The sequence below is a fragment of the Nesterenkonia haasae genome (genome assembly GCF_010119385.1).
GTDB classification, from domain to species: domain Bacteria; phylum Actinomycetota; class Actinomycetes; order Actinomycetales; family Micrococcaceae; genus Nesterenkonia; species Nesterenkonia haasae.
On record NZ_VFIE01000022.1, the window covers coordinates 88,120 to 114,475 of the forward strand.

The 26,356-nt window shown below is 61.7% G+C and carries 21 protein-coding genes and 1 tRNA gene; 5 read left to right on the forward strand and 17 right to left on the reverse strand.

Annotation, left to right across the window (positions count from 1 at the left end; translation table 11 throughout):
• Window positions 1–2: 2 nt before the first annotated feature.
• From murD to dinB, 10 genes are all read right to left on the reverse strand, one after another.
• A complete protein-coding gene (gene murD / locus FH975_RS11040) occupies window positions 3–1,541 on the reverse strand; it encodes a UDP-N-acetylmuramoyl-L-alanine--D-glutamate ligase (RefSeq protein ID WP_162321388.1) in 1,539 nt (512 codons plus the stop codon).
• Complete coding sequence (mraY, locus tag FH975_RS11045; protein WP_153078539.1) at window positions 1,523–2,629, reverse strand: phospho-N-acetylmuramoyl-pentapeptide-transferase; 1,107 nt, start codon at window positions 2,627–2,629, stop codon at window positions 1,523–1,525. The genes murD and mraY overlap by 19 nt, the downstream gene beginning before the upstream one ends.
• Window positions 2,630–4,090 carry a UDP-N-acetylmuramoyl-tripeptide--D-alanyl-D-alanine ligase gene (locus FH975_RS11050; protein ID WP_162321389.1) on the reverse strand — a complete coding sequence of 487 codons (1,461 nt, stop codon included), beginning with the start codon at window positions 4,088–4,090 and terminating at the stop codon, window positions 2,630–2,632. It abuts the gene before it with no gap.
• Entirely contained in the window at window positions 4,090–5,712 is a 1,623-nt protein-coding gene (locus FH975_RS11055) for a UDP-N-acetylmuramoyl-L-alanyl-D-glutamate--2,6-diaminopimelate ligase (protein ID WP_153078537.1), read from the reverse strand. The genes FH975_RS11050 and FH975_RS11055 overlap by 1 nt, the downstream gene beginning before the upstream one ends.
• Window positions 5,706–7,481: a peptidoglycan D,D-transpeptidase FtsI family protein gene (locus FH975_RS11060; RefSeq protein ID WP_153078536.1), complete on the reverse strand. Its 1,776-nt coding sequence runs from the start codon at window positions 7,479–7,481 to the stop codon at window positions 5,706–5,708. The genes FH975_RS11055 and FH975_RS11060 overlap by 7 nt, the downstream gene beginning before the upstream one ends.
• 21 nt (window positions 7,482–7,502) lie before the next feature.
• Window positions 7,503–8,150, reverse strand: a complete 648-nt coding sequence (locus FH975_RS11065; RefSeq protein ID WP_162321390.1) for a hypothetical protein — start codon at window positions 8,148–8,150, stop codon at window positions 7,503–7,505.
• Complete coding sequence (rsmH, locus tag FH975_RS11070; RefSeq protein WP_162321391.1) at window positions 8,147–9,145, reverse strand: 16S rRNA (cytosine(1402)-N(4))-methyltransferase RsmH; 999 nt, start codon at window positions 9,143–9,145, stop codon at window positions 8,147–8,149. The genes FH975_RS11065 and rsmH overlap by 4 nt, the downstream gene beginning before the upstream one ends.
• Window positions 9,146–9,285: 140 nt before the next feature.
• Window positions 9,286–9,717 (reverse strand): division/cell wall cluster transcriptional repressor MraZ, encoded by a 432-nt coding sequence (gene mraZ / locus FH975_RS11075; protein WP_138252458.1) that lies wholly within the window; start codon window positions 9,715–9,717, stop codon window positions 9,286–9,288.
• Window positions 9,718–10,044: 327 nt separating this feature from the next.
• Window positions 10,045–10,461 (reverse strand): DUF3040 domain-containing protein, encoded by a 417-nt coding sequence (locus FH975_RS11080; protein ID WP_153078533.1) that lies wholly within the window; start codon window positions 10,459–10,461, stop codon window positions 10,045–10,047.
• A gap of 131 nt (window positions 10,462–10,592) precedes the next feature.
• Window positions 10,593–11,801, reverse strand: coding sequence for a DNA polymerase IV (dinB, locus tag FH975_RS11085; RefSeq protein ID WP_153078532.1), 1,209 nt, complete (start codon window positions 11,799–11,801; stop codon window positions 10,593–10,595).
• A 12-nt stretch (window positions 11,802–11,813) separates the two neighbouring features.
• Here dinB and FH975_RS11090 point away from each other — a divergent pair, with 12 nt between their 5' ends.
• The gene (locus tag FH975_RS11090) at window positions 11,814–12,932 is read left to right on the forward strand and encodes a polyprenyl synthetase family protein (RefSeq protein ID WP_162321392.1); all 1,119 of its coding nucleotides are present in this window, start codon (window positions 11,814–11,816) and stop codon (window positions 12,930–12,932) included.
• A 75-nt stretch (window positions 12,933–13,007) separates the two neighbouring features.
• The gene (locus FH975_RS11095) at window positions 13,008–14,522 is read left to right on the forward strand and encodes a protein kinase domain-containing protein (RefSeq protein ID WP_162321393.1); all 1,515 of its coding nucleotides are present in this window, start codon (window positions 13,008–13,010) and stop codon (window positions 14,520–14,522) included.
• A gap of 10 nt (window positions 14,523–14,532) precedes the next feature.
• Here FH975_RS11095 and FH975_RS11100 read toward each other — a convergent pair whose 3' ends face one another.
• The 3 genes from FH975_RS11100 to FH975_RS11110 form a co-directional block, all read right to left on the reverse strand.
• Window positions 14,533–15,903, reverse strand: coding sequence for a class II 3-deoxy-7-phosphoheptulonate synthase (locus tag FH975_RS11100; protein ID WP_235928679.1), 1,371 nt, complete (start codon window positions 15,901–15,903; stop codon window positions 14,533–14,535).
• Between the two features lie 123 nt (window positions 15,904–16,026).
• Window positions 16,027–17,856: an AMP-dependent synthetase/ligase gene (locus FH975_RS11105; RefSeq protein ID WP_153078528.1), complete on the reverse strand. Its 1,830-nt coding sequence runs from the start codon at window positions 17,854–17,856 to the stop codon at window positions 16,027–16,029.
• Window positions 17,857–17,995: 139 nt separating this feature from the next.
• Window positions 17,996–18,361, reverse strand: coding sequence for a hypothetical protein (locus FH975_RS11110; protein WP_153078527.1), 366 nt, complete (start codon window positions 18,359–18,361; stop codon window positions 17,996–17,998).
• An 83-nt stretch (window positions 18,362–18,444) separates the two neighbouring features.
• On the opposite strand from FH975_RS11110, the gene FH975_RS11115 reads away from it, so the two are divergent.
• Window positions 18,445–19,137, forward strand: a complete 693-nt coding sequence (locus tag FH975_RS11115; protein ID WP_162321419.1) for a lysophospholipid acyltransferase family protein — start codon at window positions 18,445–18,447, stop codon at window positions 19,135–19,137.
• Window positions 19,138–19,240: 103 nt separating this feature from the next.
• Here the strand turns inward: FH975_RS11115 and FH975_RS11120 are convergent, their stop codons facing one another.
• Together FH975_RS11120 and FH975_RS11125 are read right to left on the reverse strand one after the other, a co-directional pair.
• Window positions 19,241–20,575, reverse strand: a complete 1,335-nt coding sequence (locus tag FH975_RS11120) for a carboxylesterase family protein (RefSeq protein ID WP_162321395.1) — start codon at window positions 20,573–20,575, stop codon at window positions 19,241–19,243.
• 182 nt (window positions 20,576–20,757) lie between these two features.
• Window positions 20,758–20,841 (reverse strand) — tRNA-Leu (locus tag FH975_RS11125).
• Between the two features lie 128 nt (window positions 20,842–20,969).
• Here FH975_RS11125 and hrpA point away from each other — a divergent pair.
• Entirely contained in the window at window positions 20,970–24,845 is a 3,876-nt protein-coding gene (hrpA, locus tag FH975_RS11130) for an ATP-dependent RNA helicase HrpA (RefSeq protein ID WP_162321396.1), read from the forward strand.
• Complete coding sequence (locus FH975_RS11135; RefSeq protein ID WP_162321397.1) at window positions 24,842–25,456, forward strand: DNA-3-methyladenine glycosylase I; 615 nt, start codon at window positions 24,842–24,844, stop codon at window positions 25,454–25,456. The genes hrpA and FH975_RS11135 overlap by 4 nt, the downstream gene beginning before the upstream one ends.
• Here FH975_RS11135 and FH975_RS11140 read toward each other — a convergent pair.
• Together FH975_RS11140 and FH975_RS11145 are read right to left on the reverse strand one after the other, a co-directional pair.
• Entirely contained in the window at window positions 25,453–25,872 is a 420-nt protein-coding gene (locus tag FH975_RS11140; RefSeq protein WP_162321398.1) for an SdpI family protein, read from the reverse strand. The two genes, FH975_RS11135 and FH975_RS11140, sit on opposite strands and share 4 nt — an antisense overlap.
• The gene (locus tag FH975_RS11145; protein WP_162321399.1) at window positions 25,872–26,306 is read right to left on the reverse strand and encodes an HIT family protein; all 435 of its coding nucleotides are present in this window, start codon (window positions 26,304–26,306) and stop codon (window positions 25,872–25,874) included. Before FH975_RS11145 ends, FH975_RS11140 begins: the two co-directional genes overlap by 1 nt.
• Window positions 26,307–26,356 lie beyond the last annotated feature (50 nt).

Here is a 26,356-nt window from a genome sequence, read left to right on the forward strand (position 1 = left end):
CATTACTCGATTGAAAATCCTTTGGCCTGCATCAGCTCAGTCACTGCGGCAATGAAGTGCTCGCCTCGACTGATGTACGAGGCGAACTGGTCCATAGACGCTGCGGCCGGAGCCAACACCACGGCCTGCCCGGGTTGGGCGTACCGGTCTGCTGATTCGACGGCGCTGCGCATGACTGCCTCTCCATCATCACCGCCGGAGACCTCCGTGACAGGCACCTGGGGGGCGTGTCGCTCAAGGCTGGAGCGAAGCTGAGTGGTGTCTGTACCTATAAGGACCACATGCCGTAGACGGGTGGCGACTTGTTGGACAAGAGGATCGTAGTCAACTCCCTTGGAGAGCCCTCCGGCGATCCACACCACATCAGTGAAACTGGCCAGAGAGGCTGCGGCCGCGTGGGGGTTTGTCGCCTTGGTGTCGTTGATCCACAGCACATCGTCGGCCTGGGCGACTGGCTGGATGCGGTGAGCTGCCGGTTCGTAGGCTCGGATCGCCTGCTGCACAGATGCCGGGGCCACATCGACCGCGCGAGCCAGGGCCGCAGCCGCAAGCGCATTGGCGACCAGGTGCTGGGGAGCGAGAGTCCCGAAATCAGCTCGGGTGGCCAGCTCCAATGCCTGATGGCGTCGGTTATCCAGAAAGGCTCGGTCAATCAGGATGTCGTCCACCAGGCCGAGCATCGATACATCCGGTGAGTCCGTCGTAAAGCCGATGGCCCGGGCGCCCTTGACCACATCGGCTGCGGCCACCATCTGCTCGGTTACCGGGTCCTGAGCGTTGTACACGCAGGCCAGCTGGGTCGACTCGTAGATCTTGGCCTTATCAGCCAAATAGTTCTCAAGTCCGCCGTGCCAGTCCATGTGGTCTTCGGCGATGTTGAGCACCGCCGAGGCCGCCGGGTGCAGCGGTTCGGTGTAGTGCAGCTGAAAGCTGGATAGCTCCACGGCGAGTGCGTCGTAGCCCTCTGGGTCGCGGATGACGTCCAGGATGGGCATACCGATGTTTCCGCAGGCCGCGGCGCGGCGGCCATCAGCGGTCAGCATAGCCTCCAGCATCATCACAGTGGTGGTCTTACCGTTCGTGCCGGTGAGCACCAACCAGTCGGGATTCTTCGCGCCGGGGCGGGCGCCGAGCCGCCGGGCGAGCTGGATGTCAGACCAGACAGGCACGTGTTGAGCCGTGGCCGCCGCTATGATCGGGGAGTCTGGCCGCCAACCGGGTGAGGTCACAATAAGCTCTGGGAGCTCACCGGCGTCGTCGCCGGGGCCGAAGTGGCGCAGCGTGGTCGTGTGCGTCTCGCCGAAGCGGAATTCGATCCGGTCTCCCCACATCGTGGAGAGAGCCGCCGCGCCGTCGCGCTTTGTTCTTGTCGCGGTGCCGTCAACAACGACGATCTGCGCCCCGAGTTCAGCAAGTGTGTCCGCAACGGAGAAGCCGGTGACCCCGAACCCAGTGACCAGAACCCGCAGGTCCGCCCATGGTCCGTCCCAGCCGTGAAGCTGTGGGAGGGTTTGCTGTTCGCTCACTGGGCGAGCACCCATTCTCCGTAGAACACGGCGAGGCCCATTCCCACGGCGAGGGCTCCGATGATCCAGAATCTGACGACAACGGTCACCTCAGCCCACCCTTTGAGCTCAAAATGGTGCTGCAGTGGCGCCATGAGGAAGACACGTTTTCCCTTGGAGAGTTTGAAGTAACCCACCTGGATAATCACGCTCACGGTGATGATGACGAACAGACCGCACAGGATGACAAACAGCAGCTGTGTGTGCGTCAGGATCGCGAAGCCGGCCAGCGCGCCGCCCAGGGCGAGTGAACCAGTGTCTCCCATGAAGATCTTCGCCGGTGAGGTGTTCCACCACAGGAAGCCGATCAGCGCCCCTGTGATGATCGCAGCGAGCGTGGCCATGTCCATGGGATCACGGACCGAATAACAGACCGACTCCACTGCACGGACTCCCCCGCAGGACTGGTTGTACTGCCAGATAGAGATGATGACATAGGCGGCAGTGACCATCGCCGTCGCGGCACTTGCCAACCCGTCGAGCCCGTCCGTGAGGTTGACCGCGTTGGTGGCTGCGGTATTGATGACATTGGCCCAGATGACAAAGAGGATCCCTCCGACCACTGTGCCGAGAACGGCGAAGTCCAAGACAGTTTCTCGGACAAAGGAGATGGCGGTGGAGGCCGGGGTGATGTCCTGGTCATTGGGAAACTGGAGGGCGAGGACGGCGAACAGAATGCCCACGGCTGCTTGGCCGGTGATTTTGGCCCAGGGGCTCAGTCCCAGTGACTGCTTTTTGGTGATTTTGGCGGCGTCGTCAAAGAATCCAACCAAACCCATACCTGTCATCAGCAGCAGAAGCAGGAGTCCTGAGGCGCTTGGCCCGGCAGCCATATCATTGGTGAAGAACAGCACGGCGTGGGTCGCCGCATAAGCGATGATCACCGCCAGGATGATCACCGCCCCACCCATCGTGGGGGTGCCCCTCTTGACGTGGTGGGTGGTGGGCCCGTCGTCGCGGATGAACTGGCCATAACCACGTTTGACCAGGAAGCGGATGAACAGTGGGGTACCGAGAAGGGTGAGGATCAGCCCAGTGGCGGCACCGATGACAACGGCGATCACTCAGTTCCTTTCCTCAGTGGCAAATTTGTCCCCCAGAAGTCTAAGCCCAGCGGAGTTAGAAGACTTAAACAACACGATGTCACCCGGCTCCAGCGCGGTGCGCAACCATGACTCGGCTTCATCGAGGGTGGCAACCCACTGCACCTCCGAGCCCCAGGATCCTTCGGCTATCGCCCCGCGGTAGAGGGCGTATGCCCCGTCGCCGACGACCAGCGTAAGGTCGATATTGAGCCTCACGACTGTCTCTCCGATTTTGTGGTGAAGCCAGACCGAATCCTCGCCAAGTTCCAGCATCGGGCCCAATACTGCCACTCCGCGCCGTTTGTTCTCGCGCGTCATGATTGCCAGGGTGCGCAGGGCTTCCCGCATGGATTCGGGGTTGGCGTTGTACGCATCATTGAGGATGGTCACCGCATCCTGCTGACTCGCCCAGGGGATCTCAGTGCGTTCCATCCGCCATCGCGAGCTCGGACCCAGGCCATCCAACCGTGCGGCGATGTCCGACGGTGCCACACCGGCACGGTGGGCGACGGCTGCAGCCGCCAGCAGATTGGTGACGTGATGGGCACCGATGAGCCCACTAGTGGTCCGGAACGCTGACCTGCCGTGCTCGTCAGGCTCGTCGAACACCAGAGTCAGCTCTAGACGCCCATCTGCACGTTGGTGCACCTCATCAGCGGTCACGCCGTAGTCGGCCGAGGCGCCTGGTTCAGAGGCGAACCACGTGACCGGCGCTGAGGCCCGGTCTGCCATGGCAGCGACCTGTGCGTCGTCGGCGTTGAGGATGATGTGGTCAGTGGCGAGTTCGGCGAGTTCACCTTTCGTCTGGGCGATCTTGTCGGCACCCCCGAACTTGCCAGCATGGGCGGTACCGACCATGAGCACCGCTCCAATGTCTGGGCGAACTATGCTGCACAGCTCACGAATGTTCCCTGGCGCGTCGGCTCCCATTTCTATGATGAGATAGCGGGTTTCCAGGTCGGCGGTGAACACCGTGAGCGGCACGCCCACCTCTCCGTTGTAGGAGCCCTGCGGTGCGACTGTGGGCCCCTGCGGACCCAGCAGCGCCGCCAGCAGGTCTTTGGTGGTGGTTTTCCCAGCGGACCCAGTGATGCCGATCACAGTGGTCGGAGAATGCTGCCTGATCCGGGTGACGATTTCCTGCGCCAACATCCCCATGGCCACGATCACGTCGTCAACAAGTACTGCCGGGTGGGGATTACCCGACGGGTCATCAGTTTCGCGCTGGGCCAGCACAAGGGCCGCGCCGGCAGTCTGTGCGTCGTCGATGAAGCGGTGACCGTCGGTGACCTCACCCGGCTTGGCGATGAAGAGCGCCGATGGTCGCATGGTCCGGGAATCAGTGTCCGCATGACTCAGTGTGAGCTGATGAGGATGCTCCACTCCCCGGAGTCGCCCGGAGACCGCCTGGGCGATCTCGGCGGCAGTAAGTTCAATCATCAGGCGCCTCCGTCCAATGTCGCGAAGCCCCTGGCCTGCAGGGCGCGGGCGAGTTCTTCCCTGTCGTCGATGTCGACGCGAGTTCCGGCGACATCCTGATGGACCTCGTGTCCTCGTCCGGCTAGCAGAATGGTGTCTTCGGGATGTGCGGCAGCTACTGCCTGCTTGATCGCATCAGCTCGGGGGGAGATCTCCTCCAACGCGGTGTTGAGGCCGCCAGTAGCGATCGCATCACGGGCCCCATGCAGCAGGCCTGCCCTGATCTGAGCAGGATCCTCCCCGTGCGGGTCGTCGTCACTGATAATCACGTGATCCGCCATGCGCACCGCAATCGCCCCCATCGTCGGACGTTTGGTGGCATCACGCTCCCCCGCGGCGCCGATGACGAGAATGAGCCGTCCGGTGGGCCGCCTGACGGCCTCCAGGGCTCGAATCATCGCATCCGGATTATGAGCGAAGTCCACGATAGCTGCCGGCTGCTCCGCGATCACCTGCATCCGCCCCGGCACCTGAATATGGAAGGGCTGTCCCGTCTCCAGCGCCTTGACCACATCATGGCGCTGAAAGTCCTGGGTCCGTTCGCTGCTGGCTGCCGCCTCAAGCACCATGACGGCGGCGAGGGCAGCATTCGACACGTTGAAAGCACCTGGCAGCGCCGTCGATGTGCGGATCCTCTCACCGTTCTGACGGTTCGCCAGGGTGAATGCACTGCCCAGTCCAGCGGGCTCCACCTCAGTCACCTGCCAGTGCGCCTGGGCCGGCTGTCCTGTGGTGGAGAGGGTGACCACATGGCCAGTCGCCTCCGCGGCCATCTGGTGGCCGGCGGCGTCGTCGACAGTAATCACTGATGTCCTGGTGCGCGCGCGGCGAAACAGGCCGGCTTTGGCGGCGAAATAGTCTTCCATGGTCCCGTGCAGGTCCAAGTGGTCCTGGGTGAGGTTGGTGAAGCCGGCCACGTCATAGTAGAGCCCGGAGATTCGCTGATAGCTGATGGCATGGGAGGAAACTTCCATTGCCGCAGCTGCGACGTTCTTCTCGCGGAAAGAGTGCATCAGTTTGTGCAGCGCGACTGCTTCGGGCGTAGTCATCTCCGAAGCGATTCGCTCTTCGCCTGCAGCAATCTCAATGGTGCCGATGAGGCCGGTTTTCCGACCCCGTGGGGTCAGCACCGCTCTGAGCAGGGAGCGAAGGAAATAGGTGGTGGTGGTCTTGCCGTTTGTTCCGGTGACTCCGAACAGTGCCGGGTCGGATGTAGCTGTGGTGCCGTAGATGGCCGCCGCAGCTGGGCCGGCAGCGTCCCTGACTCCAGCAACTTCAATGACCGGCAGTCGGTATCCTGCGACTTCCCGGACTTTGACGACTCCGGCGGGGTCAGTCAGCACCGCCGCCGCGCCTCGGTCCATGACCTCCTGAATGAAGTCGGCGCCATGGGCCCGCGCCCCGGTGACAGCGACGAACAGGTCACCGGGCTCGACGAGCTTTGGGCTCATTGCGGCACCGGTGAGCCGCACTCGATCTGCACTTGCCGCCACCGGTGTGACGATGGGGTTGTAACCGGCAGCGAGGAGCTGCTCGGCTAGGGTGCCGACATCAGCGCCAACAGCGCCTGAAAGATTCACCACGGATAGTCCTGACGTTCACCCACGAAACCATCATAGGCCCCAGACTCTTCCTCGGAGGGCGGAACGTCATAGCTGGTCAGTGCGTGCGTCATGATGTCGGTAAAGGTGTTGGTGAGGTCCCAGTCGCCGAACTGGCCGGCCGGCCTGTGCACCGTGATGGACACCACGAACTGCGGGTCATCAAGAGGGGCGACTCCGATGAAGTTGACCGTGTAACCGTCAAATCCCCCGGAAGCTCCGGCAGCTTCCGCAGTCCCGCTCTTTCCCCCCACTCGGTAACCGTCGATCTGCGCGCCCATGGCGGATCCGTAGTCCACCACGCCCTCCATGAGTTTCAGCATCTCCTGGGAGGTGTTTGAGGAGAAGATCCGCTCGGGTTCGCTAGTGACGAGATGCTCTTCCCCATCGGGGTCCAGGTGGGCGTCAACGATCCGCAGCGGGTGTTTGACTCCGTCCTGGGCGAGCATCTGGTAGAGCTGCACATTGTGCAGCACACTGCCGGTGTAACCCTGCCCGAATTGAGTGGTGAGCGGCTGCCGGCGGTCCCACTCCTCCGGGGGACGGAGGATTGACTGCCCATCGACTCCCAGACCGATGTCCATGGGCTCCCCGTAGCCGACTTTCCGCAGATAGTCGTAACGGGTCTGTTCCTCCATCCGGTTGCCGATCATCAGCGTTCCGGTGTTATAGGAACGGGCGTAGATACCGGCGGCGGTCATGTCGTAGTCAGCGTGAGTGCGAGCATTGCGGATCGATTCGCCGTTCACAGTGATTCTGTAGGGGACATGGAATTCTGACTCGGGCTCGACGACGCCCTCTTCGAGTGCTGCCGCAAACGTCACCGACTTGCCACCGGACCCTGGCTCAAAGTCCTGGGTCAGCGCCAGTGGTCTGCGAAAGAGCTCATCAGTAGCAGCAGGGTCCGATGGGTCGACAGTCTCCGAGTCCGCCATCGCCAGGATCTCTCCCTCACGGCCTTCTCGGAGGTCCACCACGGTCGCATTGCCCCACTGGGCGTTGTACTCATTGGTTTTTTCAGCGATAGCTTCCTGAGCAAACCACTGGATGTCCTGGTCGATGGTCAGACGCAGATCCTGTCCATCCTCAGCGGGGATTTCTTCGTATGTTGCCGTGGGGATGCGAACACCATCGGCACCAACTTCGTATATCCGTTCTCCGGGCTCACCGGTGAGCGCCTCATTTGCCTCGGCTTCGAGGCCTTCCAAGGGCCCGTCGGAGCCGACGAAGCCGATGATGGACCCCGCCACCGGACCGGAGGGATAGGTTCGCTCGGATACGGGTTCTGCGTATACACCAGGAGCACGCAGCTCCATGATTCGCTGGTGAACTTCGGGGGTCACGTTTCGGGCGATTGTGGAGTAGTGCGTGTTCTCCGCGGTGAGACTTTCCAAGACGTCCTCAGCGTCGGCCTCCAACAGCAGGGCGAGCTCCTCAGCGGTTTGTTCGACGGTGACTGGACGCTGCATCCCCATTTCCTCATCCGGAACGGTGTAGTCCCCGGTGAGCCTAGGGTCGGCAACAATGTCATACCGGTCGGCGCTGCCGGCAAGCAGCCGGCCCTGAGTATCGACAATGTCACCGCGGGCTGCTGGCAGTTCCACCGTGTGAAGCCGGTTGGATATCGCCTGGTGTGCGTGTCCGGCGGGATCAAGCCCCTGGATGTGGAACAGGCGCCCACCGAGGACCACGAGCAGTGCCAGCACAATCGCCAGTCCGATGCGCATCCGCAGCGAGAGGGTTCGCGCCATAGGTGCGGTCTCCTTGCGGTATCAGTCGGTCACTTGCGGGGCCGGTATTGTTCCACCATTGAGCTCGATGGCAGGAGACGTTCCTCCCGTGGCGGTACCGGGACTATTCTCTCCCGCCGGAGGCTGACTAAGTGTGTGCAACGCGCCGGCGCCGAGAAGACCGCTGGCGGAGGTTTCTGTCTGTTCCGCCACGTCAACGGGGGTCTGCTCAGGTTGCCAGGAGGTGGGCGCGCTGACAAAGCTGGACGGAACCTCAGAACTGGACGCTACTTCAGCGCTGCTGACGATCTCCCCTGTGCTCAGATCAATCGTTCCCGCCGGGGCAGGCATGACCATTCCCAGAGTTACGGCGGAGTTCGACAATGCCTGCGGGGACTCCAGGAACTGCACCTGCTGGGTCAGCGCTTGGTTCTGGTGCACAAGGTCACGATGCTCGTTGGTCATCTGGACAACGTCGTACTGAGAGTTGGCCACGTAGATGTTAGTTGCCAAAACTGCGGCAAGCGCGGCAATCAGCAACACCAGTACTCCGGCTATGAGCCCCTTCTGCCGACGCCTCACCGTCGGAAGCGCCCTCAGATTGGGTGCCGGCGAGTTGGGAGAACCTGCTCTTCGACCAGCAGAGCGCTCGGCGGGCTGCGGATCTGCAAGTGGATGAACGCTCATCATGTGTTCCTTGCCGGTGGTTTGGTCTTCTCTACTGCCCGGAGTTTCGCGGAGGCGGCGCGCGGATTAGCGGTAATTTCCTCAGCGGTCGGCGGAACCGCCCCCCGCAGCAGGGGTGCGAACGTCGGCTTGTGCTGCTCAAGCTCAACGGGGAGCCCGGCGGGGGCGGAAGATGTGGTTCGGGCGGTGAAGGCCCTTTTGACGATCCGGTCTTCCAGTGAGTGGTAGGAGAGCACGACGACGGCGCCACCCACGGCGACTGCGTCCATGGCTGCCGGTACGGCGCGCGTCAGGACCTCGAGCTCTCGGTTGACGGCGATACGGATCGCCTGGAAGCTGCGTTTTGCAGGGTGCCCTCCGGTTCGCTTACTGGCTGCAGGCACAGCGGAGTCAATGACTGCTGCGAGCTGGGCGGTGGTGCGCAAGGGGGCCTTTTGGCGTTCGCGCACGATGGCTGAGGCGATCCTGCCGGAGAATCTCTCTTCGCCGTATTCCGAGAGAATTCGCTTGAGTTCTGGTTCGGATATTTCAGCGATGAGTTCAGCGGCAGTGAGGTCCTCCGAGTCGGCTGCGGAGTCCATGCGCATATCCAGTGGCGCATCATAGGAGTAGGCGAAACCACGCTCGGCTTCGTCGAGCTGGAGCGAGGACACCCCCAGGTCGAAGAGGACCCCGGCAAGAATTTCATTCTCCTGCAGTTCGGCGGCAACTTCATCGATTGAGTCGTAGACGGTCCGGACTGCGCGGAATCGCGATCCGAACCGATGAAGGCGCTGACCGGCTAAGTGCAGCGCCTGCGGGTCACGGTCGAGCCCCACCACGACTGCTCGAGGGACTGCGTTGAGCAGCGCCTCTGTGTGGCCGCCCATTCCGAGAGTCGCGTCGATGATCACCGGTACGCGACCGGCCTCGGTACGCCGGCAGGCCTCGGCGAGCAACTCAGTGCAACGCTCCACCATCACCGGCACATGCCGGTTGGCTGCTTGCTGAGTACTCATCGTCACCTCCGCACGTCTGAACGAAATCGGGCCCTTGAATCTGCTCCCCCACCGAATCTGACGCGGCCTGACATCGGGGAAGTGAAGTCAGGATTGCTCAGTCCGGTAAGGAGGCGCACTCAAGGGCCCGTATTGAGTTGTCAGAAGAGGCCTGGGATGGCTTCCTCGTCAGTGGAGGAAAATTCTGATTCCTTCTCCTCCAGGTATGTGTTCCAGGCCGTGGAGTCCCAGATCTCGGCGCGGTCGCCCGCTCCGATCACCGTTACCTCACGGTCTAGTCCCGCGTATTCCCGCAAACCGGGCGGAATGGTGATCCGCCCCTGTTTGTCCGGTGTCTCGTCCGAGGCTCCAGAGAGGAAAACGCGAATGTAGTCACGTGCCTGACGGGATGTCAGCGGCGCCTGGCGCATCTGTCCATGCACTGCCGCGAACTGATCAGTGCTGAAGACATAAATGCAGCGTTCTTGCCCGCGAGTCAGGACCAGCCCTGCTGAAAGCTCGTCCCGGTATTTCGCCGGCAGGATCAGACGGCCCTTCTCATCCAGACGAGGAGTGTAGGTGCCGAGAAACATGGCCCCGTCTCCTCGCTCAATCACGTACCCATTTCTGGACAATCAGGACACTTCGTCCCATCACGCTCCACTTTACTCCACTTTCCCCCACTTTCCAACCACTTTTGATCAGCACTCCCCACTGGAGGACCACACTCGCCCCTTTTTGGTGCTAACGATGGGCTTCTGACAAGGCGTTTAAACGCCAAGATGGCGCGTGGTGCCGGGTGGAGGATGGTGGAGGTCCCGCTCTGACTCACGGCGCAGACAGGTGCCACCAATACGAAAAACCCCCGCCGAAGCGGGGGTTTTTCGTATTGGTGGTGGGAAGTGGAGGTCGCCTAATGCTTAGGAGCGGCGCCGCTCCTCCCACTTCTGTTCGAGGTTGGTCATGAAGTTGCCGCCGGATGGACTGGGCGCGGAACTGCGTGGACCCGATCCACCGGAGCCGCCCCCGTTTCCATTGCCGTTGCCCCCATTGCCCTTATTCTTGGGCCCGACTGAGCCACCTGTGGTGGCGAAATAGACCCCAGCTCCCATGATGACGAAGCCGGCAATCCCAAGGGGGATCCACTGCTGATAGATGCCCGCGATCAAGACTCCGATGCCGGCAACAGTCACCAAGAGACCGAGAACGAGGTTGCGCACATTGAAAGCACCACCCACCGGTGACTCTTCTAGCGAGCTGGCAAAGCCCGGGTCGTCGGACTGGAGCTGCTGCTCCAGCTCTTTCAGCAGCCGCTGTTCGCGCTCCGAAAGTGGCATGGGATGCTCCTATGTCGTCCTGTTGTCTCTAGGTTCCTGGATAACCAGTCTATCTTCTGAGGCCCTCGTCCACCTAGCCCGGGTCTAAGCTGTGACGATTTTGTCACGCAATTCCCAGCCGGGCTTCAGTTTCAATCCGCCGGTCCGCTCTTCCTCGGCTTCAGAAGAGTGGCCGGGAGGAGTGCAGCCTGGGGGAACTTTCCGGCCACATCGTCCAACGTGCGCTGTGCGGTCTGCCAGTCGTCATCATGGGCATCGAAGCTCAATTGGAGGCTCCCGTCACCTCCGCTGAGTCGTTCGGCCCGGACGCCGATCAGGCGCACTGGCTGGACGCGCGTGCCAAGTGTCTCCAGCAGGCGCACGGCGTGCCGATGCAGCTCCGGGGCAGACTGGGTGGGGTGCGGCAAGGACGCGGAGCGAGTCAGCGTGGAGAAGTCCTTCCACCGGAGCTTGAGGCTCACACCACTGGCGCTGAGTTCCACGGCGCGCAGTCGAGTGGCAACTCGATGCGCGAGTCGAAGCAGCTCCCGCCTGAGCTCGGCGTCGTCACTGACGTCCGTCTCGAATGTCTCTTCCGCTCCTATGCTCTTTTCAGCACGGTGTGTCTCCACCTGTCGAGGGTCTATCCCCCAGGCCAGATCATGCAGATGGCCTCCCACTGCTCCGAAGCGGTGAATCAGAACGTCCTTGGGCGTCTCGGCGATCTGCCGGACGGTGCGTAATCCCATCTGTCCAAGGACGTCGGCGGTCTTGGCACCTACTCCCCACAGTTGGTTGGCTTCGAGGCTGTGGAGGAACTGCAGTCTGCGGTGCGGCGGCACCACGAGGAGGCCGTCGGGCTTGGCCTGTGTGGAGGCAATCTTCGAGATGAATTTCCGGTCAGCTATACCCACCGAGGCTGGCATCCCGACCCGCTCTCTGAGGCCTGTGCGGATCAGCTGGCCCATCTCCTCTGGTTCACCGAGGCGGCGTCGTGCTCCGGTGAGGTCCAAGAAGGCCTCATCGACGCTGAGCTGTTCCTTGCGGTGGGTGAGTGTGTCGAAGTAGTTCATAATCTCAGTGGAAATCCGTCGATAGCGATCCATCTGCGGTGGCAGGACCACTGAATCGGGGCTCATTCTGCATGCCCGGGACAGTGGCATCGCCGACCGGACTCCGTCAGCGCGGGCAGGATAGGAGGCCGAGAGAACCACGGAGCGGCCTTCACCCGCCACAATGATCTTCCGGCCCCTGAGCTCTGGCTTATCCAGGAGCTCGGCCTCCACGTAGAAAGCATCCATGTCAACATGCGCGAAGATCGATGAGGCGCGCCCCCGAGACCTGGACTGCTCTGAACCCATAGGATCAAGGGTATGCCCACCTCAGGACATCCCTACGGTCAGGCCGAATTCGTGGCCGCGGTCAATCAGCGCATCGGCGCGTTCCTCGCCGAGAAGAAGGACCAGGTCACTGCCATCGACCCCCAGGCAGCACCACTGGTTGATTCGCTCATCGCCCTGAGTAGCGGCGGCAAGAAGCTTCGGCCTGTTCTGGCATGGATCGGGTGGCGTTCAGCATGGGCCCACTCCCCCAGCGAACCTCAAGGCCTTCAGCCGCTGCTGAATCTGGCGGCCGCTCTGGAGCTCTTTCAAGCTGCCGCTCTGGTCCACGACGACGTGATCGATCGTTCAGCGACGAGGCGCGCTCAGCCCAGTGTGCATATCCAGTTCGAACAGCGGCACCGGGCATCTGGCTGGACCGGCGATACAGCACATTTCGGCACCACAGGCGCCATCCTCAGTGGGGACCTCGCTCTCTCCTGGGCCTCCGAGCTATTCGACCTGGCGTTGGAGGCCATGCCCGCCAACGCCCTCCGCGCCGGACAAGTGTTCCGGCGGATGCATACGGAGGTGATCACTGGTCAGTTCCTCGATGTCGTTGCTGAGGTCTCGGGGCCCACCACCACGGAAGAGGAGGCAGTTCGCCGAGCTCGCACGGTGCTGACATATAAGTCGGCCAAGTACTCCACTGAGTACCCCGTTGAGCTTGGCTGTGCGCTGGCCGGGGGTGGCGCTGAACTGTCCATGGCACTGGCTGAGGCCGCACTTCCGCTTGGAATCGCCTTCCAGCTGCGGGACGACGTGCTTGGGGTCTTCGGTGACCCAGGGATAACAGGGAAGCCGGTGGGCGATGACCTGCGGGAAGGCAAGCGGACAGAGCTGATCGCCTACGGGCTGCACCGGGCGCCGGAACCAGCCGCCGCAGAATTGGAGTCCATGCTGGGTAACCCTGACCTGACGGAGCAGGACGCGGCTCGTATACAGGAGATCCTGATCTCGACCGGAGCTTTGTCCCATGTGGAGGCCGAAATTCAGCGACTCACCGCACGCAGCACGGAGGCCAGAGCGAAGCTGGTCAACCTCGGACTGACCCCGAGCATACTGCGGGACTTCGATGCTGTGGCAGAACTGCTGGTGTCCCGCTCTTCATGACATTTTCATCACAGGCACGGTTGCCGTCTGCCCACCCTGGAACGCCTCCCCCGCCAACTTCGGTACCCTGATCCAATGAGCACCGAAGAAAGCTGGATCGGCGCCACGATCGGGGATCGCTACACCATCGATAAGCGTGTCGCCCGTGGCGGCATGTCCACCGTGTACCTCGCCCACGATGAGCGACTGCATCGCGATGTGGCGATCAAGGTGCTGTTTCCCCATATGGCGGAGGACCGGAAGGTCGTGCAGCGCTTTGAGCAGGAAGCCCGCAACTCCGCCCTGATCAGCCATCCCAATGTGGTGCAGGTCTTGGATCAGGGCCAGACTCGTGAAACTGCGTACATGGTCATGGAGTACGTTCCCGGTGCGACTCTGCGGACGCTGCTCAAGCGTGGCCCGATGACTCCGCGCCTAGCCTTGGCGTACGCACAGGCAATCCTTGGCGGACTGTCCGCTGCCCACCGGGCCGGCTTGGTTCACCGTGACATCAAGCCGGAGAATGTCTTGGTATCACCCGAAGGTCGCATCAAGTTGGCCGATTTTGGCCTGGCCCGGGCAGCTACCCACCACTCAGGCACTTCAACCCTGATGGGCACGGTGGCCTATATCGCACCTGAGCTGCTCTCCGGGGAGGGTGCTGACGAGCGGGCTGACATCTACGCTGTGGGGATCCTGTTCTACGAGCTTCTGACCGGGGTCCAGCCGTTCACCGGAGATTCGCCGGTGCGGGTCGCTTTCCAACACGTCAACTCAACGGTCCCGGCACCTTCGTCCTATGTCCCCGGACTCGCTGCTCCCCTGGATGATCTGGTTCGGAACGCTACCCGTGCAGAGACCGCACAGCGGCCGAAGAACGCCGATGAGATGCTGGAGATGCTGGAGGCGGCCCGGGAACAGCTGTCAGCTGAGGAGCTGGACTTCGACGGCGCCATCCTCAAACATCAGCGGCACCACGGATTTGAACCAGCATACGACGACGCCGCACCCGGCTCCTCTACACACGTCATCCCCGCAGAGTCAGCAGGTTCGGCGCAGGGCTCCACATACCCTGATACGGAAATCGGATGGGAGGAAGACGACGAGTATCAGACACAGGATCCCCAGGAAGCCTCTACTGTGGCCATGGGGGCCGAAGACTTTCCTACAGCTGTAGAGGACCGAGGCGACTGGGATGACGAGGTCACCACCGCGCTTGGAAACTCAGCTCCGCCCCAGGAGGCGCCTGCTCCGCGCCCCCAAGCGCTTGACGGCTCCGCAGCTGAAGGAGAGGCGGCGGAGGATACCTGGAGGAGCCTCGCGGTCGAAGACCGGCAGACGGTAGCGGAGGTACCTCTGCAGCTGGGGCGACTCAGCGTTGAAGAGCCGCAGACAGGTCGCCAGAACGTCTCGTCTGAGCCTCGCCGGCGCAGCTATGACCCCCGCGCCGATAAGCGACAGAGGCAGCGCCCACTGGAACAGTTGAATGGCCCCTCGCATGTGCGTCAGGCAGTGGCATTCGTCATTGTGCTGATGCTCATGGCGGTGCTGATGCTGCTTGGGTATCAGCTCGGCATCAGCAATCGGTTCATCCCCTCATTGGGGGGCTAGCGCCGCCGGCTCAAGTGATTCGAGTCAGTTGCTCTGCGACTAAGAACGCCATCTCCAGTGACTGCTTGTGGTTCAGGCGCGGGTCCACGAGAGATTCGTACCGAGTGTCGAATGCGGACTCATCAATGACGTCTGAGCCTCCCAAGCACTCTGCGACGTCGTCCCCGGTCATCTCCACATGCAAGCCTCCGGGATAGGTGCCCGCAGCCTGGTGGACCTCGAAGAATCCTCTGACCTCGTCCATCACATCATCGAATCGGCGCGTCTTGTAGCCGTTCTTCGCGGTGATGGTGTTTCCATGCATTGGATCCGTCACCCACACCACTTTGGCGCCGGAATCCCGGACAGCTTCGACGAGCGCCGGCAGCTTCTCGCGGACATTGGCCGTCCCCATGCGCACGATGAACGTGAGACGACCCGGTTCGCGCTCGGGGTCGAGCTTTTCGATGAGCTCGAGCACTGTACTCGGGGTGGTGGAGGGGCCGAGCTTCACACCCAGCGGGTTGCGCACTCTGGAGAGGTAGTCCACATGGGCACCATCCAGATCACGGGTGCGTTCCCCGATCCAGACGAAGTGACCTGAGGTCACGTACGGTTTGCCGGTGCGCGAATCGATGCGAGTCAGAGCACGCTCGTAGTCCAGCAGCAGCGCCTCATGGGCGGCATAGAACTCGGTGCGCTTCAGGCTTTCGAATTCCACACCGCACGCGCTCATGAAACGGACCGCCCGGTCTATTTCCCCCGCGATCTGCTCGTATCGGGCATGGGCGGGATTCTCCATAAACCCCTTATTCCACTGCTGCACGGCGCGCAGATCGGCGAAACCGCCCTCAGTGAAGGCGCGAATGAGGTTCAGTGTGGCCGCGGACTTGTGATACGCCTGCACCATACGCTTAGGGTCCGGGATTCGCATTTCCGGAGTGAAGTCGAAGCCATTGACTATTTCACCGCGGAAGCTCGGGAGCGTGACCTCCCCGCGCGTTTCCATATCTGAGCTGCGCGGCTTCGCGTACTGTCCGGCCATGCGACCCATTTTGACCACGGGCAGCGAGGCTCCGTAGGTCAGCACGACTGCCATCTGGAGCAGCGTTTTCACCTTGGCGCTGATCTTGTCGGCGGTGACATCTTCGAAAGTCTCAGCGCAGTCGCCGCCCTGTAGCAGGAAGGCCTCACCGTTGGCCACAAGAGCCAGCCTGCGCTTGAGCTTGTCCACCTCACCAGCAAATACCAGCGGAGGGTTGGAGGAGAGCTCTGCACAGGCTGAACTGAAGTCGGGGTGGTTTCTCCAGTCAGGCTGCTGCTTCAGCGGAAGCTCTCGCCATGAGTCCAAGCCCGGGAACTCGGCGGCACCAGTGTGGACGATCTCACCTGGGGCGGTCAGCGGAGTCTCAGTGCGGGAATCATTTGCGGGAGTCACTCCCATAGCGTAATGGTCTTCTCGACACCACACCTAATGGGCGCTGTGACCGTTCCACATGATGAGCGTCCGATCCTCGCCCAATTCTCAGGAGTTCTCAGATCGGGCCTGCGAAGCCTGTGCGTAGAGGTCCTCCACCACGTCTGCGTAGTCCTTCATCACGTCGGCGCGACGAATCTTCATCGATGGCGTCAAGTGACCGGAGTCAATGGTGAAATCGTCCTCCAGCAGTCTGAATGTTCGGATCGATTCGGCGCGGGAGACCGATTCATTGGCGCGGTCTACGACTGACTGAACGTGGTCAATGATGGTCTGGTTCTTGATCAGATCGCTCATCGGGGTGTCTTCAGGAATACCTTGACGTTGCAGCCAAGCCGGCAGCGTCTCCGGGTCCAAAGTGATGAGCGCCGCCACAAATGGCTTGCCGTCTCCGACGACAACTACCTGGGACACGATGGCATCGGCCCGGATCTGGTCCTCCAGCTGCGCGGGGGCGATGTTCTTCCCAGCAGCGGTCACCAAGATCTCTTTCTTACGACCTGTGATGCTGAGGTACCCCTCATCATCCAAGGATCCGATATCTCCGGTGCGATACCAGCCATCGGCTGTGAAAGTCTCGTCAGCGAGGTCTGGACGGTTGCGGTAGCCGCGGAAGACACAGACACCCTTGCCGAGGATTTCACCATCGTCCGCGATCTTGACTGCACTGCCTGGAAGCGGCTGTCCCACAGACCCGATCTTCGTCGCTGTGGGGGTGTTCACGGTGAGGGGAGCTGTTGTTTCCGTCAGCCCGTAGCCTTCCATAACATGAAGGCCAACGCCGTGGAAGAAGTGCCCCAGCCGAGCTCCCAGGGGGGAACCCCCGGACACAGCGAACTTCACTTCGCCGCCCATCCGGGCACGCAGCTTGGAGTAGACAAGCTTGTCAAAGAGCCCGTGCTTGAGCTTCAGACCGAATCCGGCTTTTCCATCCTGCTCAGCCGTGGAGTAGTCAATGGCGGTTTGGGCTGCCTTCTGGAAGATCTTGCCCTTGCCATCGCCCTCAGCTTTCATCATCGCCGCGTTGTAGATCTTCTCGAAGACCCGTGGGACCGCTAGCAGGAAGCTGGGTTTGAAGGTTCCCAAATCGTCAACGAGATCTTTGATGTCAGATGTGTGGCCGACCCTGGCGCCGGCTGCCACACAAATAACGGAGATGAAGCGTGCGAATACGTGAGCCAGGGGAATGAACAACACTGTGGACGAGCGGGAGTTGATGGCTTCGCTCAACGACGCAGTGCCATTGAGGCTCAGCTCCACGAAATTGCCGTGAGTCAGTTCACATCCCTTAGGTTTCCCTGTGGTGCCGGAGGTGTAGATGATGGTCGAGAGGTCTTCGAGGTTCGCTGCGGATCGTCGAGACTCGACGTCCTCGTCAGCGATGTGACTGCCCGTGCTGCGCAGCTCATTGAGGTCTTCACCGTCGATGGTCAGCAGGTGCTCTACAGAGTCCAGCTTCTCCTGCGTGATGGCCCGATCCACTGCTTTGGCATGCGAGTCAGTTTCGGCGAAGACGAGCTTGACCTCGGAGTCCTCGACGATCCAGGCGATCTGGGAGGGTGAGGATGTTTCATAGATCGGTACTGTGATGCCTCCGGCGTACCAGATCGCAAAGTCCAGCAATGTCCACTCATACCGGGTAGCTGCCATGATGGCGACGCGATCGCCGGTCTCGATACCCTTGGCGATGAGCCCCTTGGCAAGAGCAACGACGTCGTCGCGGAAAGTGGCAGCCGAAACATCGGTCCACTCTCCCGGTGTCAGTTGACGACCGAAGAGGACGTTGTGGGGATTCTCTGCGACCTGCCGCTCCAGCAGGTCCGTGGTGTTGAGGCCCGGATCGACGTCGACCGCTGCTGGCACTGCGTATTCCTTCACAGGTCCTTCTCCTCCCAGGGGATGTACTGGCTATTTGTACTTACTATCCAGTATATGTGCTGCAGTTCACACTACCAGCACCGACTGCCGAGGATAAGTGGAACACGCATCTGATCAGGCCATTAAGCGGCCACTTACATCAGACGCGGGCTCCATCGTCAGTGCCTGTCCGCTTGGAGGGCATCTGCAGGAAGAGCACCACCAGGCCCAGCAGAATCGCGCCGATAAGGGCTGCGGTCGTCCATCCGGGGAAGTTGACGGGGAGGAAGGGAAACACCACCAGGCACAGAATCCCTCCGATGGCGAGCAGAGCGCCGATAACTACCCCTGGCTTGGCCCCGGCAACTGGGTTTTTGGGATTGGGCGGCCGAAAGTCGTCTTCTGGTTCAGCGGGACTGAAGTCGCGGGGACCACGCTGACCGAGATTCTTGGGAACCGGACGCCCTGGTTGTGGCCTTGCTGTTCTGCGCCGGTAGTAGGATCCATCCTCGCGTCGGTTGCTCATATGACTAAGACTATCGGCTCCGCCGTTAGAGTAGTAGCGGTGTCCGCCGGCCTGAGAGGAAGAGTCTGTCCGTGGCGTCCTTGCTGTTCTATCGAAATGCCAAGAGGTTCCTGGTGGGACCGGCAGTTAACGCCGTTTTCCGGCCTTGGGTCAAAGGGTTGGACAATATCCCCTCGTCGGGTGCCGCGATTCTCGCATCGAACCACATGTCCTTCTCCGATTCGGTCTTCATTCCCGTCATCGTGCCTCGCCAGGTGAGGTTTCTGGCGAAGAATGACTACTGGAAGGGCAAAGGTGTTGCCGGCAAGTGGAACCGCTGGTTCTTTGACATTACCGGGCAGATTCCAATGGATCGCTCGGGAGGCGCGGCAAGTCAGAATTCTCTGGCTGCGGGCGAAGAGGCCCTGCGCAATGGGGATCTGCTGGGCATCTACCCGGAAGGTACTCGCAGTCCCGATGGGCGTCTCTACCGGGGAAAGCTTGGCGTAGCACATTTAGCGCTGCGCACCCAGGTGCCGGTCATACCCATGGCGCTGATCGGCACCGATAAAGTCCAGCCGATCAATCGCAATATCCCCCGGATACATCGTGTAGGTCTCATCATCGGTGAGCCGCTGCACTTCGACGCCTACTTCGCCAATGCCGACGACCGCTTCGCTCAGCGTGCGGTGACCGACAGAATCATGTCCCAGATCATGCGGCTTTCAGGACAGGAATACGTTGATATCTACGCCTCAGAGGTCAAACGGACGCTCAGCGAAGGTCCCCACGCGTAATCACAGCCCACAGCGCGCCACAATCTCCCGGCACCGCTCACATGTGCCGTCACTGTCGAAAGCGTCCTCACCGCCTGCGGCGACGACATTTCCCACCCTCAGATCAACTTCCTCGGCCCACAGGGGAAGGCGAACTCAGCCCCGACGCTGACTTTTCCACGATGGGATTTTCGCCGCGTGCGAAGCGTGCCCAGTGCTGCCGCAAGGCCCTGCCCTGCGTGTCGATCTCTTCCCAGGATGCTCCGCGGAGAAGGCCGAGCCCGTCGGTGGTGGCGGGTGTTCCAAAGAGCAGCGCGACATCGATCGCGTGGGCAGCTCCGTATGGATTGCCCGGTGCAGCCCAGCGGACGGTGAATTCATACGCACTGCCACCGGCTCTGCGGTGCCGCTGAGCGAAAGACTGGATGGCTGTGGTGTAGACCTTCCGGGTCAGAATCCAGCTGACGAATGTCGCAGCTCGTTCACCGATCAGCGGCAGCGCCCGCAGCTTACGCGTGGCGGGGACCATCGGCAGGAACAACCTGGTCTCGTGCCTGGTGTGCGTCACCATGATGTCGATACGCGGAGCGACAGCGCGCCAAGCCGCCTCAATGTCCTGCTCCTGCGGCAGCGGCGCCGCCCCATACTGGGTCCCGAAAGGCATGATTCCTTTGAGACCGTAGCGCGCTGCCGCAGCTTTGGCAGCATCCTGGGCCGTGAGCACGTCTTCTATGGGCGTGTGTGAGCTGACCTCTGAGGCGGACTCCGCCATGACTTCCGTCATCTTTTCTCGTCCCCGTGAGATGCCCAACGGTGGACTTTGGATGATGGCTCGACAGAAGAGGTCGTGAGCGTTCTTGACCGCCATGAGGTGTGCTACTGCATCCCCTCCGGCTGACTGCCCAAAGACCGTGACTCGCCTCGGGTCACCACCGAATGCGGCGATGTTCCGCTGGATCCACTGCAAGGCTGCCAGTTGGTCGAGCAGCCCAAGGTTGGCGGGGCGCTCATTGCCACCAAGGAATCCCAGAAGTCCGAGACGGTAGGTGATGGACACCACGATGACGTCCTGTTCCGAGACCAGGGCGCGGGGGTTGTAGACGGGGGCATCTCCTGCCCCGGCGATGTAGGAACCACCGTGAATCCACACCATGACCGGCAGTGCTTCCGATCCACCACGACGCGAGGGCATAGTGATCGAGAGGTTCTGGCAGTCTTCGTTCTGCGGCAGACCGCCCGTCTGACTACCGATCACTGGGTCAAGGTCTGAGACCTCAGTCTGGGGACAGGCGGGGGCAGGCTGTATTGCCTCATAGGGGGCTAGCCAGTCTTCGACCGGCTGAGGCTGCTCGAATCGTCGAGCTCGCGCATAGGGGATGCCGGTGGCCCTGACCACGTCTGCCTCGACCCATCCCTGGACGGGCCCGCAAGGAGGACTGAACTGCGCATCGGTTGTCATGGGCCACCAATCTACCCGCGCCGATTGTCCTGCCACTTGTTCGGCAACACCTACTCGGGGCTTCGTTCAGCCACTGGTGTAGTGAAGACAGAAAAGGTGAAGCCCGGAACCTAAAGGTTCCAGACCCCACCTTTTCGATCCGTTGAGACGTTCAACAACGTGTCTCAGCAGATTCACAACTGTGCGCGAGGGGGGACTTGAACCCCCACGCCCGTGAAGGCACTGGCACCTGAAGCCAGCGCGTCTACCAATTCCGCCACTCGCGCAATGGCCCCCGTTATCCCGGATTTCTCCGAGCCCCTGGGGGCCTCAAACTGCTGAAAACAGCGAAAATTATCCTAACCCGATCAGTGCACAAGTTCCTAATCCTGCTGACCGATAGACTTTGGGAGATATGTCCGTGACATCCTCCCTCTCCCCCGCCTTTACCGCTGAGAACCTCAACTATCCTGAGCATCTGCCGGTCAGCAGTGAGCGCCCGAGGATCCTCGAGGCCCTCCGCGAGCATCAAGTGGTGGTCATCGCCGGGGAAACTGGCTCAGGAAAGACTACGCAGCTGCCCAAGATGCTGCTGGAACTAGGCCAGCACGAGTCCGGACTCATCGGGCACACCCAGCCACGCCGACTCGCGGCACGCTCGGTGGCTGAGCGGCTCGCCGATGAGCTCGGCTCGGAGATCGGCAGCACCGTCGGCTACCAGGTCCGTTTCACGGCGGAGGTGGGGCAGGACACCTCTGTGAAGCTGATGACCGACGGCATCCTCCTAGCAGAGATTCAGCGTGATCCGCTGTTGCGGAAGTACTCCGCCATCATCATTGACGAGGCCCACGAGCGCAGTCTGAACATCGATGTGATTCTCGGATATTTGAAACGAATCCTCGCCAAGCGCCCCGATCTGAAGGTCGTTGTCACCTCGGCCACTATTGACCCTGAGCGTTTCAGCGAGCACTTCGACGGCTGCCCCATCATCGAGGTCTCAGGCCGCACCTATCCAGTCGAGGTGCGCTACCGGCCCGTAGTGGATGTCGAAGCCAGCCCGGAGGATGGGACAGCCCCGCCCGACGACCGGGATGAATTGGATGCGATCTGTGACGCCGTCGTGGAACTCAGCGCAGAACCGGACGGCGACATCCTGGTGTTTTTCCCCGGGGAGCGGGAAATCCGCGACGCCGCCGAGGCACTGGCCGAGACCATCAAGAGTCACCGGCGCCTGAACGGCACGGAGATTCTGCCTCTCTTCGGCCGGTTGTCGCTGCAGGAGCAGAAGCGCGTGTTCAACCCAGGGGGTCGTCGTCGGATTGTGTTGGCGACCAATGTGGCCGAAACCTCGCTGACCGTTCCGGGGATCAAGTATGTCGTCGACACTGGTACGGCGCGTATCTCCCGATACTCCACGCGCACCAAGGTTCAGCGACTGCCGATCGAACCGGTCAGCCAGGCCAGTGCGAACCAGCGGGCCGGACGGTGCGGACGAACCAGTGACGGCATTTGCGTCAGGCTGTATTCGCAGGAGGACTTCGATTCACGCCCGGAGTTCACGGATCCGGAAATCCTACGCACCTCGCTCGCCAGTGTGCTGCTGCAGATGTCTTCGATGGGGATCACCAAAACCCCGCAAGAGCTGTTGGACTTCCCCTTCGTCCAGAAGCCAGAGGCCAAGGCAGTCAACGACGCTGTCCGTCTGCTCTCCGAACTCGGTGCCCTGGAGCGCTCTGGGCGCGTGACAGCAACCGGCCGCAGGATCGCCCAACTGCCGGTGGACCCGCGACTGGCCCGCATGATGGTGGAGGCTTCCAGCAGAGACTGCCTCACAGAGGTCACGGTGCTGGCGGCCGGACTCTCCATCCAGGACGTCCGCGAGCGCCCCACTGAGCACCGGGATACCGCCGATCAGCTGCATGCGCGGTTCGCTAACGATAAGTCCGACTTCTCCGCACTGTTGAACCTGTGGCGATACATCGGAGAGAAGCAGACAGAGCTTTCCTCCAGTCAGTTCCGGAAACTGTGCCGGCGCGAGCATCTGAACTGGCTGCGCATCCGCGAATGGCAGGATCTGGTCCACCAGCTCGGGGAGCTCGCCCAGCAGGGCAAACTCTCCAGACGGCGCATCCGGACCAGAGATCCGGTGGAGCATGTGCGCAAGCATGAGGAGATCCACAAATCTCTGCTGGCCGGTCTGCTGAGCCACCTGGGCCTCTACAGTCCGCGGACCCGCGAGTACCTCGGTGCGCGTGGAGCCCGTTTCGCCATTTTCCCTGGCTCGGGTCTGTTCAAGAAGAACCCTGACATGGTGATGGCCGCAGAGCTGGTGGAGACCTCCCGGCTGTGGGCACGCGGGGTGGCGGCAGTGGAACCGGCTTGGGCGGAGGAGCTGGGCCAGCATCTGGTCAAGCGCAGCTACACAGACCCCGTGTGGTCCTCCAAAAGGGGTGCGGTGGTGGCCACTGAGCGGGTCACCCTGTTCGGGGTCCCGATTATCGCCGACCGGCCCGTCCTGTACGGAAAGATCGATCCTGAGTTCGCTACTCAGGAGTTTATTCGTCACGCATTGATCGAGGGCGACTGGAACACCCGTCACCACTTCGACAAGCGCAATCGTGCCCGGTTCAAGGAGATCGCGGAGCTCGAGGACCGCACTCGTCGTAAGGATCTGCGCGCGGCCGATCACCACCTGGTGGAATTCTTCGCCGAACGCCTTCCCAAACACATCACCTCTCAGCAGGCGTTCGACGTCTGGTGGAAGAAGCAGCGCCACCAGACCCCTGATCTGTTGGACCTTCCGGATTCGGCGCTAATGGCTCCGGAGGCCGACCAGGTGGATTTGGAGGCATTCCCGGAACACTTCGACCACGACGGCCTGAAGTTGGAGCTCACCTACGCCTATGAGGCCGGCGTCACGGTGCGAATTCCCGTCCTGTTCCTCAATCAGCTGGAACCGCATCGTTTTGAATGGTTCATTCCGGGCAGACGCACCGAGATGATCACGGCCCTGATCAGGTCCATGCCCAAGCAGTTGCGGAGGAACTTTGTGCCCGCCCCGGATGTGGCAGCTCAGGCTCGCCATCAGGTGGAGGCGGAGTACGACGCCGCATCCTCGCCTTTCCGAGCAGCACTCGCCACAGTCCTCAAAAGGCTCAAAGGCACAGTGGTGGAACCGGAACACCTGAACTTCGAGTCGCTTCCGGACCACCTGCGCTTCACCTTCGGGGTGGTCAGTGACCGGGGCCGGGTCTTGGACTCCGGGTTTGACCTCACTGAGCTGCAAATTCGTTTCAGTGGCGAGAATCGTGAGGCCATCGGCCGTTCGGTCAGTGGCCGGGCCGCCCGCTCCCCCACTCCAGCGACACACGCTCCCGACCCCGCCTCTTTGGGCGTCGACCTCTCCCAACGCCGTCAAACATCCTGGACCTTCGGCACTGTCGTCCAGCAGGTCACCAGCACCGCCGAAGGGCGCCAGATTACCGGTTATCCGGCGCTCACCCCGGATCAGTCCGGCACCTCCGAGCCGGACGGGGTCAGGCTCACCATCACCCAATCCCCTGCCGAACAGGCACGTACCCACCGCCGCGGCGTCGTCGTGCTCCTCAGGGCGGTGCTGCCCTCCCCCCAGCGCTACGTGGTGGACCACTTGAGCAACCGCGAGCGGCTGGCATTTGGTCAGTTCGGGGAGGTGGAGGAACTGGTCAGCGAGTCGACCACCGCTGTGCTGGATCATTTGGTGCCGGCAGATCTGCCGTTCACGGCCGAAGACTTTGACCAGCTGTCCCGACACGCACGAGCTGAGCTTATCGAGACGGTGCTGACTCTCACGGATCTATTGGCTCAGGTGCTCACGCTCAACACTGAGCTGCGAGCCCGACTGAGCGCGGTGAAATCCGCAGCTTTGCGGCCTGCGGTGGCCGATCTGCAGGCGCAGGTTGAGCAGCTGGTATTTCCCGGGTTCGTGACCCGCACGGGCTTCGCACAGATGCGGCATGTTCCCCGCTATCTCAAGGCGATGCACCTACGGCTGGACCGGCTGGAGGCCGGGCAGGGCGTCGCCCGCGACACTACAGATATGCAGCAGGTCCAAGAGGTGGAGGATGAGTACGACGCCGCCGTGGAGGCTGTGCCTGAACAGCTCCCGGTGCCGGCTGAGCTCACTGAGGTGAAGTGGATGATTGAAGAGTTGCGGGTGAACCTGTTCGCCCAGCAGCTGGGTACGGCCCAGACTGTGAGCCCCAAACGGATTCGCCGCGCTATCAAACACGCTGGCTCGTCCGCCCCATGAGTTCTTCCGCCGGAATCGTCCCAGACCGGCTCCCCCGCTGCCCGTGGAGCGCAGCGGGTCAAGAAATGCTGACCTACCACGACACTGAGTGGGGGTTCCCGGTGGACAGTGACCAGCGGCTCTTTGAGAAACTTTGTCTGGAGAGCTTCCAGTCCGGGCTCAGTTGGCGCACTATCCTCAACAAACGGCAGGCCTTCCGCAGTGCGTTCGAGGACTTCAACATCGCCGTCGTGGCTCGATTCAACGATGACGACGCCGCTCGACTGGTTCAGGACGCCAGTATTGTGCGAAATCGGCGCAAGATCGCAGCGGTGATCAACAATGCTCGTGCGGCTGAGCGTTTGATTGAGCGTGAAGGCTCTCTCGCAGCATTCGTATGGTCCTATGAGCCGTCCGCTGAGCAGACTGACCCGCCCCAAACGGTCTCCATTTCTCCCGCCTCATCAGCCATGGCCAAGGAGTTGAAGCGGCGCGGCTGGGCGTTCCTGGGACCCACCACGGTGTTCGCCTTTATGGAGTCGATGGGACTGCTCAACGATCACACATACGACTGCGTGATACGGCCAGCGGTCGACGCTGCACGGTCAGATTTCGTACGTCCCAGCCGCTAGGAGCCGGAATCACTGCCCCCGGCCAGCTGCTCAGCGAACTGCAGCTTCTGCTCCACTGCCCGGTGCGCAACCACCACTGCCCGCCACACGTGAAGTAGCACTGCTGCGGTGAAAATGCCGATGACCACCATGATGAAGGTCCCGGCGGCCTCCTCACTGCGCACTACTAGCGCAGCGGCGAAACATGCGGCTATGGCCCCATACGTCCAATAGGCCAAGGCATACAGGTGTGGCTGGGCAGCCCTGTGACCGATGTCCCACGCTTCGTCGGAGGATTGCAGCTTCCTGGTTCGCAGGCCCCATAAGAGATTGCGTCGCAGTGTGCCGGACTTCACCTGAGCCGCCAGCATATGGAGGATCAGTACCGCTGGTGCCAAGGAAAGCCCGGTGATCAGGAGCAGGACGCCACCGTCCATCAGTGGTCCTCTGCGGGGACGTTTTCTGTGTCGCCCATGAGACGCAACGCAACGCGCAATTTTTCCGCCGCCTGATCCATCTGGGCCGGATCGGGGTCGTTGATCGCCCGCGAGAAGTCGAAGTCTGCCATGGAATTTGACGGCCACACATGCAGGTGAAGATGGGGGACCTCATACCCGGCGATGACCAAGCCTGCGCGAGCTGAGCCGAACGCCTCCACTTGGGCCTTGCCGATTCGGTGCGCCACGGTGCTCAGATGTGCCATCAGCTGAGGTTCTGCATCGGTCCACAAGTCCACCTCAGACCGTGGCACCACCAGCGTGTGACCGTAGACCAGAGGTGCTATGGAAAGAAATCCGACGCATTGCTCGTCCTGCCAGACGAATCGGCCCGGGAGGTCACCGTTGATCACCTTGCTGAAAACAGTAGTCATGACCACCACCCTATAGCTCTCATAAGGCCTGTGAACAGGGTTGCCTGCTA